The sequence below is a fragment of the Shinella sp. SUS2 genome (assembly GCF_001262505.1).
GTDB lineage: Bacteria > Pseudomonadota > Alphaproteobacteria > Rhizobiales > Rhizobiaceae > Shinella.
Genome location: NZ_KQ410732.1, coordinates 194,550 through 207,920, shown reverse-complemented (window position 1 = coordinate 207,920; position 13,371 = coordinate 194,550). Strand labels below are relative to the sequence as shown.

Below are 13,371 nucleotides of genomic sequence, written 5' to 3'. Positions count from 1 at the left end.
CTACCGGCGGCGAAGGTTGGAGCGCGGATCGAGCATCTGGTAGACGACGTCCGAGACCATGTTGAGCAGGATGAATACGGCACCGACCAGCACCGTGCCGCCGAGCACGGCATTGATATCGGCCCGGAAGAGCGAGGAGGCGATGTAGTTGCCGATGCCGGGCCAGGCGAAGACCGTCTCGACGAGCACCGAGCCTTCCAGCAGACCGCCATAGGAGAGCGCGATCACGGTGACGAGCGGGATCGCGGCGTTGCGCAGGGCATGCAGCATCACCGCCCGGTACTCCGTCGCGCCCTTGAGACGGGCCGTCAGCACATATTCGCGCGAAAGCTGGTCGAGCATCATGGAGCGCGTCATGCGCGAGATGTAGGCAAGACTGTAGTAGCCGAGCAGCGCGGCCGGCAGCACGATATGGCTGAGGGCGTTGCCGAACACCTCCCATTCGCCGGCAATCAGGGAATCGATCAGCAGCGATCCCGTCACCGGCGTGACGATGCCTTGAAAGAAGACGTCGATCTGGCCCGGACCGGAGACCCAGTCGAGCCGGGAATAGAAGACGAAGAGGCCGACCAGCCCGAGCCAGAAGATCGGTACCGAATAGCCGATGAGGCCGATGAAGCGGATGAGATAGTCCGGCCAGCGATCATGCCAGTAGGCGGCGGCGACGCCGGCCGGCACGCCGACCAGCGTGCCGATCAGAAGGCCGAGCGTCGCCAGTTCCAGCGTCGCGGGGAAGAAGCCGGCGAGATCCGACAGGACCGGCCGGTTGGTGACGAAGGAGGTACCGAAATCGCCCTGCACCAGCTTGCCGGCATAGAGCAGGAACTGCTGCCAGAGCGGCTTGTCCAGACCCATTTCGAGGAAGACGCGCTGATAGACCTCCTCGCTCGCCTTCTGCCCGACCACGGAGAGCACCGGATCGATCGGCACAAGACGGCCGATGCTGAAGGTGAGCGCGACGAGGCCGAGGAGCGTGATGCCCACGGTCAGGACGAGGGTGACGATCCGGCCGGTAAAACCGAGGACCCGCTGGAATAGAACTGCCGGCACGAACCCCTCCGGTTTGATTGCCTTGAACCCGCCTTCGACCACGGCCAGGCCGAGCCTGTCGTGGCCGAAGCCCAGATCCTATGCCTACTTGCTGATGTTCCAGTAGCGGTCGTCGGAGAAGGTCTGGCCGAGGACCAGGCCCTTGAGCGAGCTCTTCACCCCGACCTTGCGCACCTGTTGGAACATGTAGAGGAAGGGCGAGGTATCGGTATGGGTCTTCTGCAGCGCCTCGTACATCGCCCGGCGCTTGTCCGTGTCCTGCTCGCGCACCGCGGCCATCGCATCCTGCGACAGTTTTCCGGCATCCCAACCGAAGCGGTCGGCAAGCCCGGTGGAGCCGTCCGGTGCGTCCTTCTGATTGACAGCGAAGGCCTTGCCGTTGGAATGCGGGTCCGGATAATCCGGTCCCCACAGGCCGAACCAGATATCGAGGCTCGCAGAGCGGTAACGCTCCAGCCATTGCTGGCCATCGACCACTTCGAGGTTCAGCTTGACACCGGCCTGCGCCATGGTCGCCTGGATGGCCTGGGCGAAATCCGTGTAGGGCGGCGTGTTCCAGACGACGGAATCCAGCGTGAATTCGCCGGAGACACCGGCCTCGCCAAGCAGCGCCTTGGCCTTCTCGATGTCGAGCTTGTAGGGCTTGTAGTCGATCGCCCCGAGGAAGCCCTTCGGCACCAGCGTCTGGTGCACCTCCATCGTGCCGCGCGAGATCGTGTCGGCAATGCCCTGGTAGTCCACGAGATATTTCAGCGCCTCGACGACCTTCGGCTTGGCGAGGTACTCGTTCCGCACGTTGAGGCCCATATAGTAGATGGTGCCTGAAACGCCTTCGACGAAGCCGACATCCGGATTGCCTTCCAGCGCTCCGAAATCGTCCGGGCCAAGCTTGTTGGCGATATCGATGTCACCCTTTTCGAGCAGCAGGCGCTGGGCGGCGCTTTCCGGGATGTGCTGGAGGAAGATGCGCTCCAGGCCACCGCTTTCGCCGGTATAGTTGGGGTTGCGGGTCAGCATGATCGACTGTTTCGGCTCCCAGCGCGTCAGCACATAGGGGCCGGAGCCGGCGGAATTCTCCGCCTTCAGCCAGGCATTGCCGAAGTCGCCGTTCACCTCGTGCTCCTGCACCAGCTTGGAATCGACGATACCGCCGACATAGGAGGAGAGGCAGTAATAAAGGAAAGACGGTGCATAGGTATCGCCGATCTCGATGACCAGCGTCATGTCGTCGGTCGCCTTGATGCGGTCCTTGACGTTTTCCGGCGAGAAACCGAACTGGGTCAGGATGAAGGCGGAGCGCGACTTCATGGCGACGACGCGGCGCAGCGAATATTCGGCATCTTTCGCCGTCACCGGATTGCCGGAGGCGAATTTCAGGCCGGAGCGCATCTTGAACGTATAGGTCTTGCCGTCTTCGGAGGCCGTCCAGCTCTCCGCGAGCACACCGATGATCTTGCTGGAATCATCCGGCGCCACGCTTACCAGCGGCTGGTAGATCTGGTTCGCCGCCAGCACACCACCCACCTCCGAGACTTCGCCCGGATCCAGCGTGATGATGTCGTCGATGGCGTCGGCCACGACGAGCGTGTTCTTCGGCGTTTCGGCAAGGGCGCTGGTCGATGCCAGTGCCAGTGCGATCATCGCACCGCCAATCAGTCTTTCTATACGCATGTTTCCTCCTCCAGCCGGGCAGAATGTCCTGCCGCCGGCCGCTCCCGCGTTGCCGTTCGTGAAATGCACCCGCCCCATGATCCCGTCCGCGTTTCGGGCGCGGAACCGGCGAGGCGGCCTCCCCAAATCGAGCGACCTCCATCGCTCATCTTCGAAACTTTAGTCAGGCTAAAGTTTTTGAGAGGTGCTTGTCAACCGATTTTGCGAGAATCCCCGCAAAGAATTGAAAGCACCCATCGTCAGCGCTCCGGGATAATCCGTGTCGTGCCGACCCAGAGTTCCCGCGCCTCGACGATGCCGACATTGCGCGCCCGGTGCGGCAGGGAGGAGGGAAAATGCAACGTATCGCCCGCCTTCAGCAGATAGTTCCGGTCGCCGACTTCGTAGAGCATCTCGCCCTCGATGAGATAGAGGAAGTCCTCGCCCTCGTGGCGCGTCAGCTCCGAGACATAGCCGGGTGGCATATGGGTGATGCAGCTGTTCAGCCGGGCATCGGGAAAGCCGCGCTGCAGGATCTGATAGACCCGCTCCTCCGCATCGATGCTGCAGCCTTGCCGTTCACTCGCCCGCGAGACCATGGAATGGGCGGGCTGGGGGTTTTGCGGCAGAAAAGCCTCAATGCTGATGCCGAGCGTATTGGCGACATTGTAGAGCGAGATCAGCGAGGGGGTGGAAAGCCCGCGCTCGATCTGGCTGATGAAGCCTTCGCTGAGCCCGGCCTCCTGCGCCACCTCCTTCATCGTCTTGCCGATCTCCTTGCGCCGCTGGCGCAGCGCGCGGCCGAGCGAGGTCGCGGAGGGCGGTTGGGCCAGGGAACCGGCGCCCGCCTCCGGCGCCTCCCGTTCATCGAAATTCATGCCGTCTTTCCGCACTGTGCCATCATCATCGCACACTTTAGTATTACTAAAGTTCATTGCGCAAGCGGGAAATTGACGAAAACCGAGGAACACGAAACAACGAGGATCTGCCGGCAGGACCGAAGCTCGCCCCTGTCAGAGCCAGCCGTTCTTGCGGAACCGCCAGTACAGGAACAGGCAGGTCGCACCGATCGCTGACAGCACCATGGGATAGCCGTATTGCATGCGCAGTTCGGGCATGTCGCTGAAGTTCATGCCATAGATGCCGGCAAGCGCGGTCGGCACGGCGAGGATCGCCGCCCATGAGGCCAGCTTCTTGGAGATCGCCGTTTCCTGGCTCTGGCCGACCAGCAAGCTCGCCTCGAAGGCGAAGGCCAGCACCTCGCGCAGGCTGTCGATCTTTTCTTGTACGGTGCGGATGTGATCGGTGACGTCGCGAAACAGCGGGTGCATGGCCTGCTGGATCTGCGGCAGGTCCGAGCTCGTCAGCCGCCGGCAGACCTCGACCAGCGGCAGCGCGGCATTGCGCAGCCGGAGGAGGTCGCGGCGCATCATGTAGAGGCGCTCGATATCGCCCGCCGTCATCGGCTTGATCAGCACCTTGTCCTCGATTTCCTCGACCTCGTCTTCGAGTTGCTCCAGCACGGGCATGTAATTGTCGACGATGAAATCGAGAATGGCGTAGAGGACGAAATCCTCCCCCTTGGCCAGCGAATGAGGGCAGCTCTCCCAATGCTGGCGGACCGAGGCGTAGGAGGTTGACGGACCATGGCGCACGCTGACGATATAGCCCTTGCCGACGAAAAGATGCGTTTCACCGAAGATCACGCGGCGGTCGATCAGTTGCGCCGTGCGCGCCACGATGAACAGCGCGTCGCCATACTGCTCCAGCTTGGGTCGCTGGTGCGGGTGCTCGGCATCCTCGATCGCTAGATCATGCAGGTTGAATTGCGCCTGAACGCGCAGGAGAAGCTCGCGGCTGGGCTCCAGCAGCCCGATCCAGACGACATGGCCATCCTTGGCCGCCCATTCGCCGGCCTCTTCGATAGTGATATCGGCGATCCGCCTGCCGGCGGTGTAGACGCTGGAGGCAACGATCCCAGCCTCGGCCGGGGCTGGCGTGAACTTGCGGACATGATCCATCAGCACCTCCCGGTCGCGACCGCCGTCCCTCAAAGAACGCACTCGCACCACCAATCTAGCGCACTTTCGCCGCCGGTTCGAGGGTGGTTGTCGCAACAGGAGCAATCCGTTGAACGGACGTTTCAGCGATACGTTCAACGGGCACAGCCGAGCCGCAGGTGGAGACCGCACCGCCTCGGAAACCCGTGTTGCAGCGCTTCAGGGCGGGTCGAATTTCACCATCGTGCCGCCGCCGGCGGCCTGGTCCGTCGGGAAGACCTCGATGCGGGCGACGTCGACATGGGCAGGCAGTGCAATGACGTCATGGACGATCTGCGCAATGTTTTCCGGCTGGATGGGACGGTAGCCGTCATAGAGCACGGCATTCGCCTGGCCGCCGGGAAGCGAGGTGCGGTAGAGCGCCGTCTGGACGCGGCCGGGCACGATCTCGCTCACCCGCACGCCGGTGCCGAGGAGGTCGCAGCGCAGGTTGTCGCAAAACAGGCTGAGACCCGCCTTCGAGGCACCATACGCGCCCATGTTCGGATAGGGTGCCTGACCGCCGCTCGAACCGATATAGAGGAGATGGCCGCGCTTGCGCGCCACCATGCCGGGCAGGAACACTCGCGTCAGCTGCATCGGCGCCTTGAGATTGACGTCGATCATCGCGTCGATCTCGGCGGGGTCGATGTCCTGGAAAGCCGCGCGGGTCGAGAGGATACCGGCATTGTTGACGAGGATGTCGACCGCGACGCCGGCCAGCACTTCGGCGATGCGCGCCGTATCGCGCACGTCCGCCTCGACAGGGACCGCTCCGCAGCGTTCCGCAAGCCCGGCAAGCGCTGCCGCGTTGCGGCCGATGGCATAGACCGTCAGTCCCCGCCCCCGCAGCATCGGTACGATGGCCTCACCGATGCCGCTGGTCGCGCCGGTGACCACGGCGATGCGGTTGGCGTCAGACATAGATGTAGCCCCCGCTGATCACGACATTCTCGCCCGTCGCATAGGTGTTGCGGCTGGAGGCCATCATGACGATCCACTCGGCCATTTCCACCGGCTCCGCCGCCCGGCCGAGCGCGCTTGCCCTGGCAAGCTCCGGCAGGAAGCCGAGCTCCTTGGCCCGATCGGTGGCAAAGCCGGCCGGCGCGACGGAGTTCACGAGAATCTGGTCCTTGGCGCATTCCTGGGCGAAGGATTTGGTGAGGCTGACGACCGCCGCCTTGGTGGCGGCATAGTGGGCATTCTGCGGGTGCGCCTTGAAGGCATCGACCGAGGTGACGTTGACGATACGGCCGGTCACCTCCGGCAGGGTCACGAAGCGGCGCATGTGGCGCACCGCCGCGACCATCATATGATAGGTGCCCTTGATGTTGATGGCGTTTTCCAGGTCCCAGTCCTCGTCGGTGATCTCGAGGATGGGCTTGCGCGGATAGATGGCCGCACTGTTGACGAGGGCATGGACACGGCCGAGCTTTTCCGCAACTGCCTCGAAGCCGCCATGCGCCGTCTCGGCCCGGGAAATGTCGGCGACGGCAGTCGCCACCTCGGCGCCCATCGCCGACAGCGTTGCCGCGGAGGAGGCAAGCAGCGCTTCGTTGCGGTCGACAAGGCCGATCTTCGCAGCACCGCGCTCGACCATCAGCCGGGCCGTGACGAAACCGAGACCCGAAGCGCCGCCGACGATGACAACAGACTGATCCTGCATGCTTCATCTCCCCCGCAATTTTCGCGGCAACGCTATATTGGTATGTTATCACTTATATGCTAACTTTATCGAAATGCAAGCTGCCCCCGGAGTTCGCCGCAGGCGCGCTTCCTCTGGGGAAGCCTGCGACATGTGATATCTGATACCTGAAAACCCGGGAAAGGCTGGATCGGCATGTCGATCATCACGCAGCGCGGCAACCTCGCAGAGATCGTTGTCGCCAGGCTCGCCGAGCGGATCGACTCGGGCCTCTATCCACCCGGCGAAAAGATTCCGTCGAGCGCCCAGCTGTGCGAGGAGTTCGGCGTCTCCCGCACCGTCATCCGCGAGGCGCTGGCTTCGCTCAAGGTTGCCGGCCGCGTCATCGCGCGGCAGGGCGCCGGCGTCTATGTCACGGAGAAGGATACGCGGGCGCTGAACTTCGAGATCAGGCGCATCGACGACATCCGCTCGGCCATGCAGATCCTCGAGCTGCGGCTCGGCGTCGAAATGCAGGCCGTGGCACTGGCCGCCCAGCGCCGCACCCCGGAAGCCCTCGCGGAGATCGCCCGCGCCTTCGACCACATCGAGACACTCGACACGAACGATGCCGAGATCGAGGCGCGCGCCGATTTCGAATTCCACCTCGCCATCGCCAAGGCCACGCGCAACCCGCATTTCCCGCGTTTCCTCGAAGCCGTGATGGGCGAGATCAATCTCGACCTTGTTCTCAAGCACCGCCAGTCCGGCCCTGCCTCGAAGGCCTATCTGAAGAAGATCAACCGGGAGCACGCCGCCATCCTCGCCGCGATCACCCAAGGCGACCCCAAGGCCGCCAAGCAGGCGCTGGTCGCCCATCTGGAGGAAAGCCTCAACCGCTATCGCGCCCTCCTGGACGAGCCCGCGGGCAGCGAAGGGGACGATTGAAGGCTCGGCGCGCGCACCCTCAGATGACGGCGTCTTCCAGGAAAGGCCGGTTCGCGGCGACGCGCGCGTAGCCGAAGGGCGAGAGGTCGAGCGTGCGGAAACCTCCATAGGTGACCAGTTCGGAAAGTCCGCGCCCCATGGCCGGCGATTGCTGGAGGCCATGGCCGGAAAAACCGTTGGCGAAGAGGAAATTCTTCACCTCGACATGCGGGCCGAGGATGACGTTGTGGTCGAGCGTGCAGTAATCATAGTGGCCTGCCCAGCTGTTGACGACCTTGATCGCCTCGAAGGCCGGTACGCGGTTTGCCAGCGTTGGCCAGATTTCCGTTTCGAACTCGTCATGCATGACGGCGAAATCGGCCGGATCGACCTCCGGATCATGCTTGGGATAAGTGCCCATCAGGTAGAATTTCCCCTCGGGGCGGAAGAAGACGCCGGAAGGGTCGATGGTGAGGCCGACGCCGGGGCCGAGCGGCGTGCGGCAATCGACGACGAAGATCGAGCGGCGACGCGGCTCGACGGGAATGTCGAGACCGGCCATGCGCGCCATGACCTTGCCATTGGTGCCCGACGTGTTGACCAGCGTACCGCAGGCGATGGTCTGCCCACCCCTGATCGTCACGGAGACGATGCGGTCGCCTTCGCGGTTGATCGCCACGACCTCGTCCTCGATATATTCGACGCCAAGCGCGCGCGCCTTCTTGCGGAACCCTTGCAGGAGGCCGACGCTGTCGAACCAGCCCTCCCCGCGTTCGCCCTTGCTGCCGAGGGTGAGGCCTTCCGTGTTCAGCCACGCAAAGCGCCTGGTCAATCCGTCCGGGTCGAGCAGCGAGACCTCCGCACCGCAGGCGAGCTGCGTTTCATGGTTGCGGCGAAGCACGTCCGCGCCCCGCCTGTCGCCTGCCAGGAAGAGATAGCCGTTCTCGTGGAAGCCGATCTCCGGCGTGTCGGAATCGACCGCGACATTCTCCTTGAAGTTGCGGATGAATTCCGTGCCGAATTGCGAGACTTTCACGTTGATGGCATTGGAAAACTGGTGGCGGATCGAGCTGGAGGAGAGTGCGGTCGCCGATCGCTGGTAGGTCCAGTCCTTCTCGATCACCAGCACGGAGCCGGCGAAATCCGGATTGGTCGCCAGGAAATAGGCCGCTGCGCTGCCGACCACCGCGCCGCCGACGATGACGACGTCATAGGCTGTTCGAGACGCCTGCATCACCGGTCCTCGAAATGGCCGGCCGCGCAGAAGCCGCCCCCTTGGTAACGCACCGCCGGATCGTTCGGATCACCCTGTCCGGTTTCGGCAAAAACCTTGTCCGCATAGTCGTCGGCGCTATCCTCCGGTCGGTAGCCGAGCGAGGCCGCCGTACGATTGTCCCAGAAGGCGCGGCTGTTGTTCGACATGCCGTAGGCGACCATGAAACCGATGCGTTCCGCCGAAAGGCACTTTTCGACGAGCTGGCGGCAGTCGCGGTAGGAGAGCCAGGTGATGAGATGGCGCCGATCGGTCGGCTCCGGGAAACAGGAACCGATGCGGATGTTGACGCTCTCGATGCCGAACTTGTCGAAATAGTAGCGGCCGAGATTTTCGACAAAGGTCTTCGAAACGCCGTAGAGGCTGTCCGGCCGCGTCGGCACGTTGCCGTCGATCGTCTCGGTGCGCTCATAGTAGCCGATGGCGTGCACGGAGCTGGCATAGACGATGCGCTTGACGCCGTGGCGGCGCGCCGCCTCGTAGAGGTGGTAACCGCCGGAAATGTTGCTGTCGAGGATCGTCTTCCATTCGGCCTCGAGCGGCTGGCCGCCGAGATGCACAATGGCATCGCACCCCTGCACCGCCGTACAAACCGCATCGAAATCCGCAAGGTCGAGCGTGAACTCCTCCTCGTGGGAAGCGAGGTTTTCGCAGGGCCCGCGGTCGGAAAGCCGCACGACCTTGCCGAGCCGCGTGCCAGACTGGCGCAGTGCCGTGCCGACCCGGCCCGCCGCGCCCGTCAACAGAACCCTTTGAAAATGCGACATGGTCTTTCCTCCAGAATCTTTTCAGTCGAAGCTGGCCACGATGGCGGGCGACAAGAGCAACGGCGACCCGAGATGCCCGTCTCAGGCTTTGCCCTCCGCCTTGCCGTAAAGCGCAGCCTGTTCGCCGGTAATGTAGCCGTGTCTGACGTCATGGGCGACGGTATCGGCGGGGCGTTCGGCCGGATTGCCATATCCGCCACCGCCCGGCAGAGAAAGCACGAGGCGGCGCCCCTCCGGCACGAACTGCAGGCCCTTGCCCTTCAGCACCGTGCCATCATCCAGTGCTACACTGCCGGGCGCGCCATCAAGGCCGCCGTCGCGGCCGCGGGCGGGATGACCGAGGCGATCGAACATCGCGGAAAAGCGGAAAGAAAAACCCTCGGCCGCTTCGATCTCGATCATCTGGCCGAGACCACCGCGCTGCGCACCGGCGCCACCGGAGCCCTCACGCAGTTCCTTGCGCCAGACGATGACCGGGCCGACATTTTCCGTCGCCTCGATCGGCATTGTATGCACGCCGCTCGGAAAAGCCGTCGCGTTGAGCCCGTCGAGCGCGGCGCGCGCGCCGGTGCCGCCGGAATTGAACATCAGGATTTCCGCGCCCTTGCCGCCGATCTCGTCGCTCAGCGGACGCACGCTCATATGCAGGTTCCAGAGTGCACTCGCGCCTTCCGCCGGCACCTTTCCAGGCAGTGCCTGATGCAGCGCGCCGAGCACGAGGTCCGGCACGAAATGGCCAAGCACGTGGCGCACGGCAACAGGGGCTGGACGTCTGGCATTGAGGATGCAGCCTTCGGGTGCGGCAACGTCGAAGGGCGCAAGCGAGGCGGCGTTGTTCGGAATGTCGGGCGCCACCACACATTTAATGCCGTAGCAGGCATAGGCTTTCGCATAGACCAGCGGCACGTTGATGCCGAACCGGCTCATGCCCGAGGTGCCGTCGAAATCGACCAGCACGCCGTCGGGACTGACGGTCAGCCTTGCGGCAAGATGCACAGGCTCGTCATAACCGTCGAGATCGAGGCTGTAGGACCAGCTGCCATGCGGCAGCGCCTGCAGCCGCTCCAGCGTCGCCTCGCGGCTGTGCTTCAGGATGAAGCCGCCGATCACCGAAAGGTCTTCGAGGTTGAACTCCGTGAGCATGTCGACGAGGCGGCGGTGGCCGGTCTCGTTGCAGGCGGCCAGCGCATGGAAATCGCCGACCACCTTGTCGCTCTCGCGCACATTGTTGCGCACGATATGGATGAGCGTGCGGTTCAATTCGCCGCGCTCGAAGAACTTCATGATCGGGATGAAGAGGCCTTCCTCGTAAACCTCACGCGCATCCGGCCCGAAGCCGCGACCACCGATATCCACCACATGGGCAGTGGAGGCAAAATAGCCGACCAGCCTGCCATGGTGGAAAGACGGAGTGACGACGGTGATGTCGTGCAGATGGCCGGTGCCCTTCCAAGGATCGTTGGTGATGTAGACATCGCCTTCGAAGATGTTCTCCGGGCCGATGTCGCGAATGAAATGGGCGACGGATTCGGCCATGGCATTGACATGGCCCGGCGTACCGGTGACGGCCTGTGCCAGCATGCGGCCTTCAAGGTCGAACACGCCGGCCGAAAGATCGCCCGCCTCGCGCACCGAGGTGGAGAAGGCCGTGCGGATCAGCGTCTGCGCCTGTTCCTCGACGACGGAGATCAGGCGGTTCCACATGACCTGCATGTGAATATCGATCATCGACTGGTTCATGCCTTCGATCCTCGATCAGGTCCGGGTAACGAGCAGGCAGCCGTCGTTCTGCACGACGGCCCTGAATGCGGCGGTGAGCATGGTGGACGTCTCGCGCTCGACGATGACGGCCGGCCCCTTGACCACGTCGCCGGGCATCAAGCTGTCCCGCTCGTGAATGCCGGCATCGCGGAAGACGCCGTGCGCGGCGTCGAAGAGGCGGCGCGTCCGTGGGGGCGCCACGACGGCGCCCTCATCGACGATGAAAACCCGGGCGACGGGCGGCAGCGGGGAGCTTGCCTTGACCGACCAGCTGACGATCTCGACCGCAAGCCCCTCGATGGCGCGGCCGAAAAAGCGCTCATATTCCCTCTCGAACAGGCCCGCAATTTTCACCGCGCTTACAGCATCGAACTGCCCGACGTCGAGCGGCACCGGAATGTCCCAGCCCTGCCCCGCGTAGCGCATGAAGAGCGTGCGTTCGATGACGGGCGTTCCGCGATCGAGCCCGCCTTCGACGAAGCCGAGGGCCTCCGCCTGCATGGCTGAAACCAGCACGTTCGCCGCGGCAAAATCGAATGCCGAGAGATTGAAAACGGCGCTGCGCACGGATTCGTAGCCGAACGGCGCGCGCAAAAAGCCGATGGCGGAGCCGACACCGGCACCCGGAGGTACAAGGAAGGTGGAGATGCCCATCTTCTCGCAGAGCCGCGCAGCATGCAGCGGGCCGGCGCCGCCGAAGGTGATCATGGTGAAATCGGCGATGTTCTTGCCGTTCTCGACCGTGTGGACACGGCCGGCATTGGCCATGTTCTCGTCCACCATCTCGCAGGTGCCGAAGGCGGCGGCCTCCGGATCGAGGCCGATAACGGCGCCGATATCGTCGGCCATGGCCTGCCTGCTGGCCTCGACAGAAAGCGGGATGACGCCGCCGGCGAAATTGTCGGGATCGAGCTTGCCGAGGATAAGGTCGGCATCCGTCACGGTCGGGTTCCTGCCGCCGCGCTGGTAACAGGCCGGGCCGGGCTCGGAGGCGGCGGAATGCGGGCCGACGCGGATCTGGCGCATGCCATCGACCGAGGCGATGGAGCCGCCGCCGGCACCGATCTCCACCATTTCGACGACCGGGATGGAGATCGGCATGCCGGAGCCCTTGCGGAAGCGATAGGTGCGGGCAACCTCGAAGGTCTTTGCCGTCTTCGGCACCTGGTTCTCGATCAGGCAGATCTTTGCCGTCGTGCCGCCCATGTCGAAGGAAAGCACGGTGTCGAGCCCATGGCGGCGGGCGATGTCGGCGGCGAAGATCGCCCCGCCCGCGGGGCCGGATTCGACGAGGCGAACCGGGAATTCCGCAGCGCTTTCGACCGAGACGATGCCGCCGCCGGAATGGATCATGAAGACCGGACAGGATACGCCGATCTCCTTCAGCGAGACGACGAGCCGATCGAGATAGGATTTGATCGCCGGCTTGACATAGGCATTGGCTGAGACCGTGTTGAACCGCTCGAACTCGCGCAACTGCGGCGAGACTTCGGAGGAAATCGACACGGAGACATGCGGCAGGCGCTCCAGGATCGCCGCGCGCACCGCGACCTCGTGCGCGCCGTTGGCATAGGCATGGATGAAACCGATGGCGACGCTCTCGTAGCCGCCGGCGGCAATCGCCTCGACCACGGCGGCAACGGAGGCCTCGTCCAGCGGCAGAAGCATCTTGCCGGCGGCGTTCATGCGCTCACGCACGACAAAGCGGTCGGCGCGGGATATCAGGGCCGGTGGCAGGGTAATGTTGAGATCGTACTGCTCGAACCGGTTTTCCGTGCGCATTTCCAGCACGTCGCGAAACCCCTCCGTCGTGACGAAGGCGGTCTTCGCGCCGCGCCGCTCGATCAACGCATTGGTGGCGAGCGTCGTGCCGTGGATCAGGAGGTCGATCTTGGAAAGGGCGATGCCGGCGAGATCCGCGACGGCAACGACACCTTTGAGGATCGCCTGTTCGGGCGCCGTATAGTCGGTCAGCACTTTCGTCGAATGAAGGACGCCGTCGATGTCGAGCGCGATATCCGTGAACGTACCGCCGATATCGACGCCGACCCGGCAGTTTCGCGGGCTATCCTTTACCATCGCACCCTCCACAGACGACATCCTTACAGCGCCGCACCCCTACCGTATCTGCCGCCCGGCCCGGCCATCCGATCGCAAGGGTATTCAATCGTAAAATGGATATATCACTTATCATACATGTGTCAACTTAAACCAACCCAGAAGCCCCGCGTAATCCAGACTGCGGCGAGCACCGTGGCGGCACTGGATCACACGATGGCA

11 protein-coding genes are annotated in these 13,371 nt (G+C 63.8%); 1 reads left to right on the top strand and 10 read right to left on the bottom strand.

Going from position 1 to position 13,371, the window contains the following annotated elements; all coding sequences use genetic code 11:
- From AKG11_RS17140 to AKG11_RS17115, 6 genes are all read right to left on the bottom strand, one after another.
- Positions 1-1,050: an ABC transporter permease gene (locus AKG11_RS17140; protein ID WP_050744969.1), complete on the bottom strand. Its 1,050-nt coding sequence runs from the start codon at positions 1,048-1,050 to the stop codon at positions 1-3.
- Between the two features lie 84 nt (positions 1,051-1,134).
- Positions 1,135-2,721 (bottom strand): ABC transporter substrate-binding protein, encoded by a 1,587-nt coding sequence (locus AKG11_RS17135; RefSeq protein ID WP_050744749.1) that lies wholly within the window; start codon positions 2,719-2,721, stop codon positions 1,135-1,137.
- Positions 2,722-2,960: 239 nt separating this feature from the next.
- On the bottom strand, positions 2,961-3,578 hold the full coding sequence (locus AKG11_RS17130; RefSeq protein WP_050744748.1) for a helix-turn-helix domain-containing protein: 618 nt from the start codon (positions 3,576-3,578) through the stop codon (positions 2,961-2,963).
- Between the two features lie 135 nt (positions 3,579-3,713).
- On the bottom strand, positions 3,714-4,721 hold the full coding sequence (locus AKG11_RS17125) for a magnesium and cobalt transport protein CorA (RefSeq protein WP_050744747.1): 1,008 nt from the start codon (positions 4,719-4,721) through the stop codon (positions 3,714-3,716).
- 198 nt (positions 4,722-4,919) lie between these two features.
- Positions 4,920-5,663: an SDR family oxidoreductase gene (locus AKG11_RS17120; RefSeq protein ID WP_050744746.1), complete on the bottom strand. Its 744-nt coding sequence runs from the start codon at positions 5,661-5,663 to the stop codon at positions 4,920-4,922.
- Positions 5,656-6,405 (bottom strand): SDR family NAD(P)-dependent oxidoreductase, encoded by a 750-nt coding sequence (locus tag AKG11_RS17115; protein ID WP_050744745.1) that lies wholly within the window; start codon positions 6,403-6,405, stop codon positions 5,656-5,658. The genes AKG11_RS17120 and AKG11_RS17115 overlap by 8 nt, the downstream gene beginning before the upstream one ends.
- A gap of 174 nt (positions 6,406-6,579) precedes the next feature.
- Here AKG11_RS17115 and AKG11_RS17110 point away from each other — a divergent pair, with 174 nt between their 5' ends.
- Positions 6,580-7,311 (top strand): FadR/GntR family transcriptional regulator, encoded by a 732-nt coding sequence (locus tag AKG11_RS17110; RefSeq protein ID WP_050744744.1) that lies wholly within the window; start codon positions 6,580-6,582, stop codon positions 7,309-7,311.
- Positions 7,312-7,330: 19 nt separating this feature from the next.
- On the opposite strand, the gene AKG11_RS17105 is transcribed toward AKG11_RS17110, so the two are convergent.
- From AKG11_RS17105 to AKG11_RS17090, 4 genes are all read right to left on the bottom strand, one after another.
- Positions 7,331-8,524, bottom strand: coding sequence for an NAD(P)/FAD-dependent oxidoreductase (locus tag AKG11_RS17105; protein WP_050744743.1), 1,194 nt, complete (start codon positions 8,522-8,524; stop codon positions 7,331-7,333).
- Positions 8,524-9,330, bottom strand: a complete 807-nt coding sequence (locus tag AKG11_RS17100) for an NAD-dependent epimerase/dehydratase family protein (protein ID WP_050744742.1) — start codon at positions 9,328-9,330, stop codon at positions 8,524-8,526. Before AKG11_RS17100 ends, AKG11_RS17105 begins: the two co-directional genes overlap by 1 nt.
- 81 nt (positions 9,331-9,411) lie before the next feature.
- Positions 9,412-11,070, bottom strand: coding sequence for a hydantoinase B/oxoprolinase family protein (locus AKG11_RS17095; protein ID WP_050744741.1), 1,659 nt, complete (start codon positions 11,068-11,070; stop codon positions 9,412-9,414).
- Positions 11,071-11,085: 15 nt separating this feature from the next.
- Complete coding sequence (locus AKG11_RS17090; RefSeq protein ID WP_050744740.1) at positions 11,086-13,170, bottom strand: hydantoinase/oxoprolinase family protein; 2,085 nt, start codon at positions 13,168-13,170, stop codon at positions 11,086-11,088.
- Positions 13,171-13,371 lie beyond the last annotated feature (201 nt).

What these genes read in the sequence shown, in the direction of transcription:
- AKG11_RS17135 (WP_050744749.1), bottom strand. Translation starts at nt 2,721, where the DNA reads ATGCGTATAGAAAGACTGATTGGCGGTGCGATGATCGCACTGGCACTG.
- AKG11_RS17130 (WP_050744748.1), bottom strand. Translation starts at nt 3,578, where the DNA reads ATGAATTTCGATGAACGGGAGGCGCCGGAGGCGGGCGCCGGTTCCCTG.
- AKG11_RS17125 (WP_050744747.1), bottom strand. Translation starts at nt 4,721, where the DNA reads ATGGATCATGTCCGCAAGTTCACGCCAGCCCCGGCCGAGGCTGGGATC.
- AKG11_RS17120 (WP_050744746.1), bottom strand. Translation starts at nt 5,663, where the DNA reads ATGTCTGACGCCAACCGCATCGCCGTGGTCACCGGCGCGACCAGCGGC.
- AKG11_RS17115 (WP_050744745.1), bottom strand. Translation starts at nt 6,405, where the DNA reads ATGCAGGATCAGTCTGTTGTCATCGTCGGCGGCGCTTCGGGTCTCGGT.
- AKG11_RS17110 (WP_050744744.1), top strand. Translation starts at nt 6,580, where the DNA reads ATGTCGATCATCACGCAGCGCGGCAACCTCGCAGAGATCGTTGTCGCC.
- AKG11_RS17105 (WP_050744743.1), bottom strand. Translation starts at nt 8,524, where the DNA reads ATGCAGGCGTCTCGAACAGCCTATGACGTCGTCATCGTCGGCGGCGCG.
- AKG11_RS17100 (WP_050744742.1), bottom strand. Translation starts at nt 9,330, where the DNA reads ATGTCGCATTTTCAAAGGGTTCTGTTGACGGGCGCGGCGGGCCGGGTC.
- AKG11_RS17095 (WP_050744741.1), bottom strand. Translation starts at nt 11,070, where the DNA reads ATGAACCAGTCGATGATCGATATTCACATGCAGGTCATGTGGAACCGC.
- AKG11_RS17090 (WP_050744740.1), bottom strand. Translation starts at nt 13,170, where the DNA reads ATGGTAAAGGATAGCCCGCGAAACTGCCGGGTCGGCGTCGATATCGGC.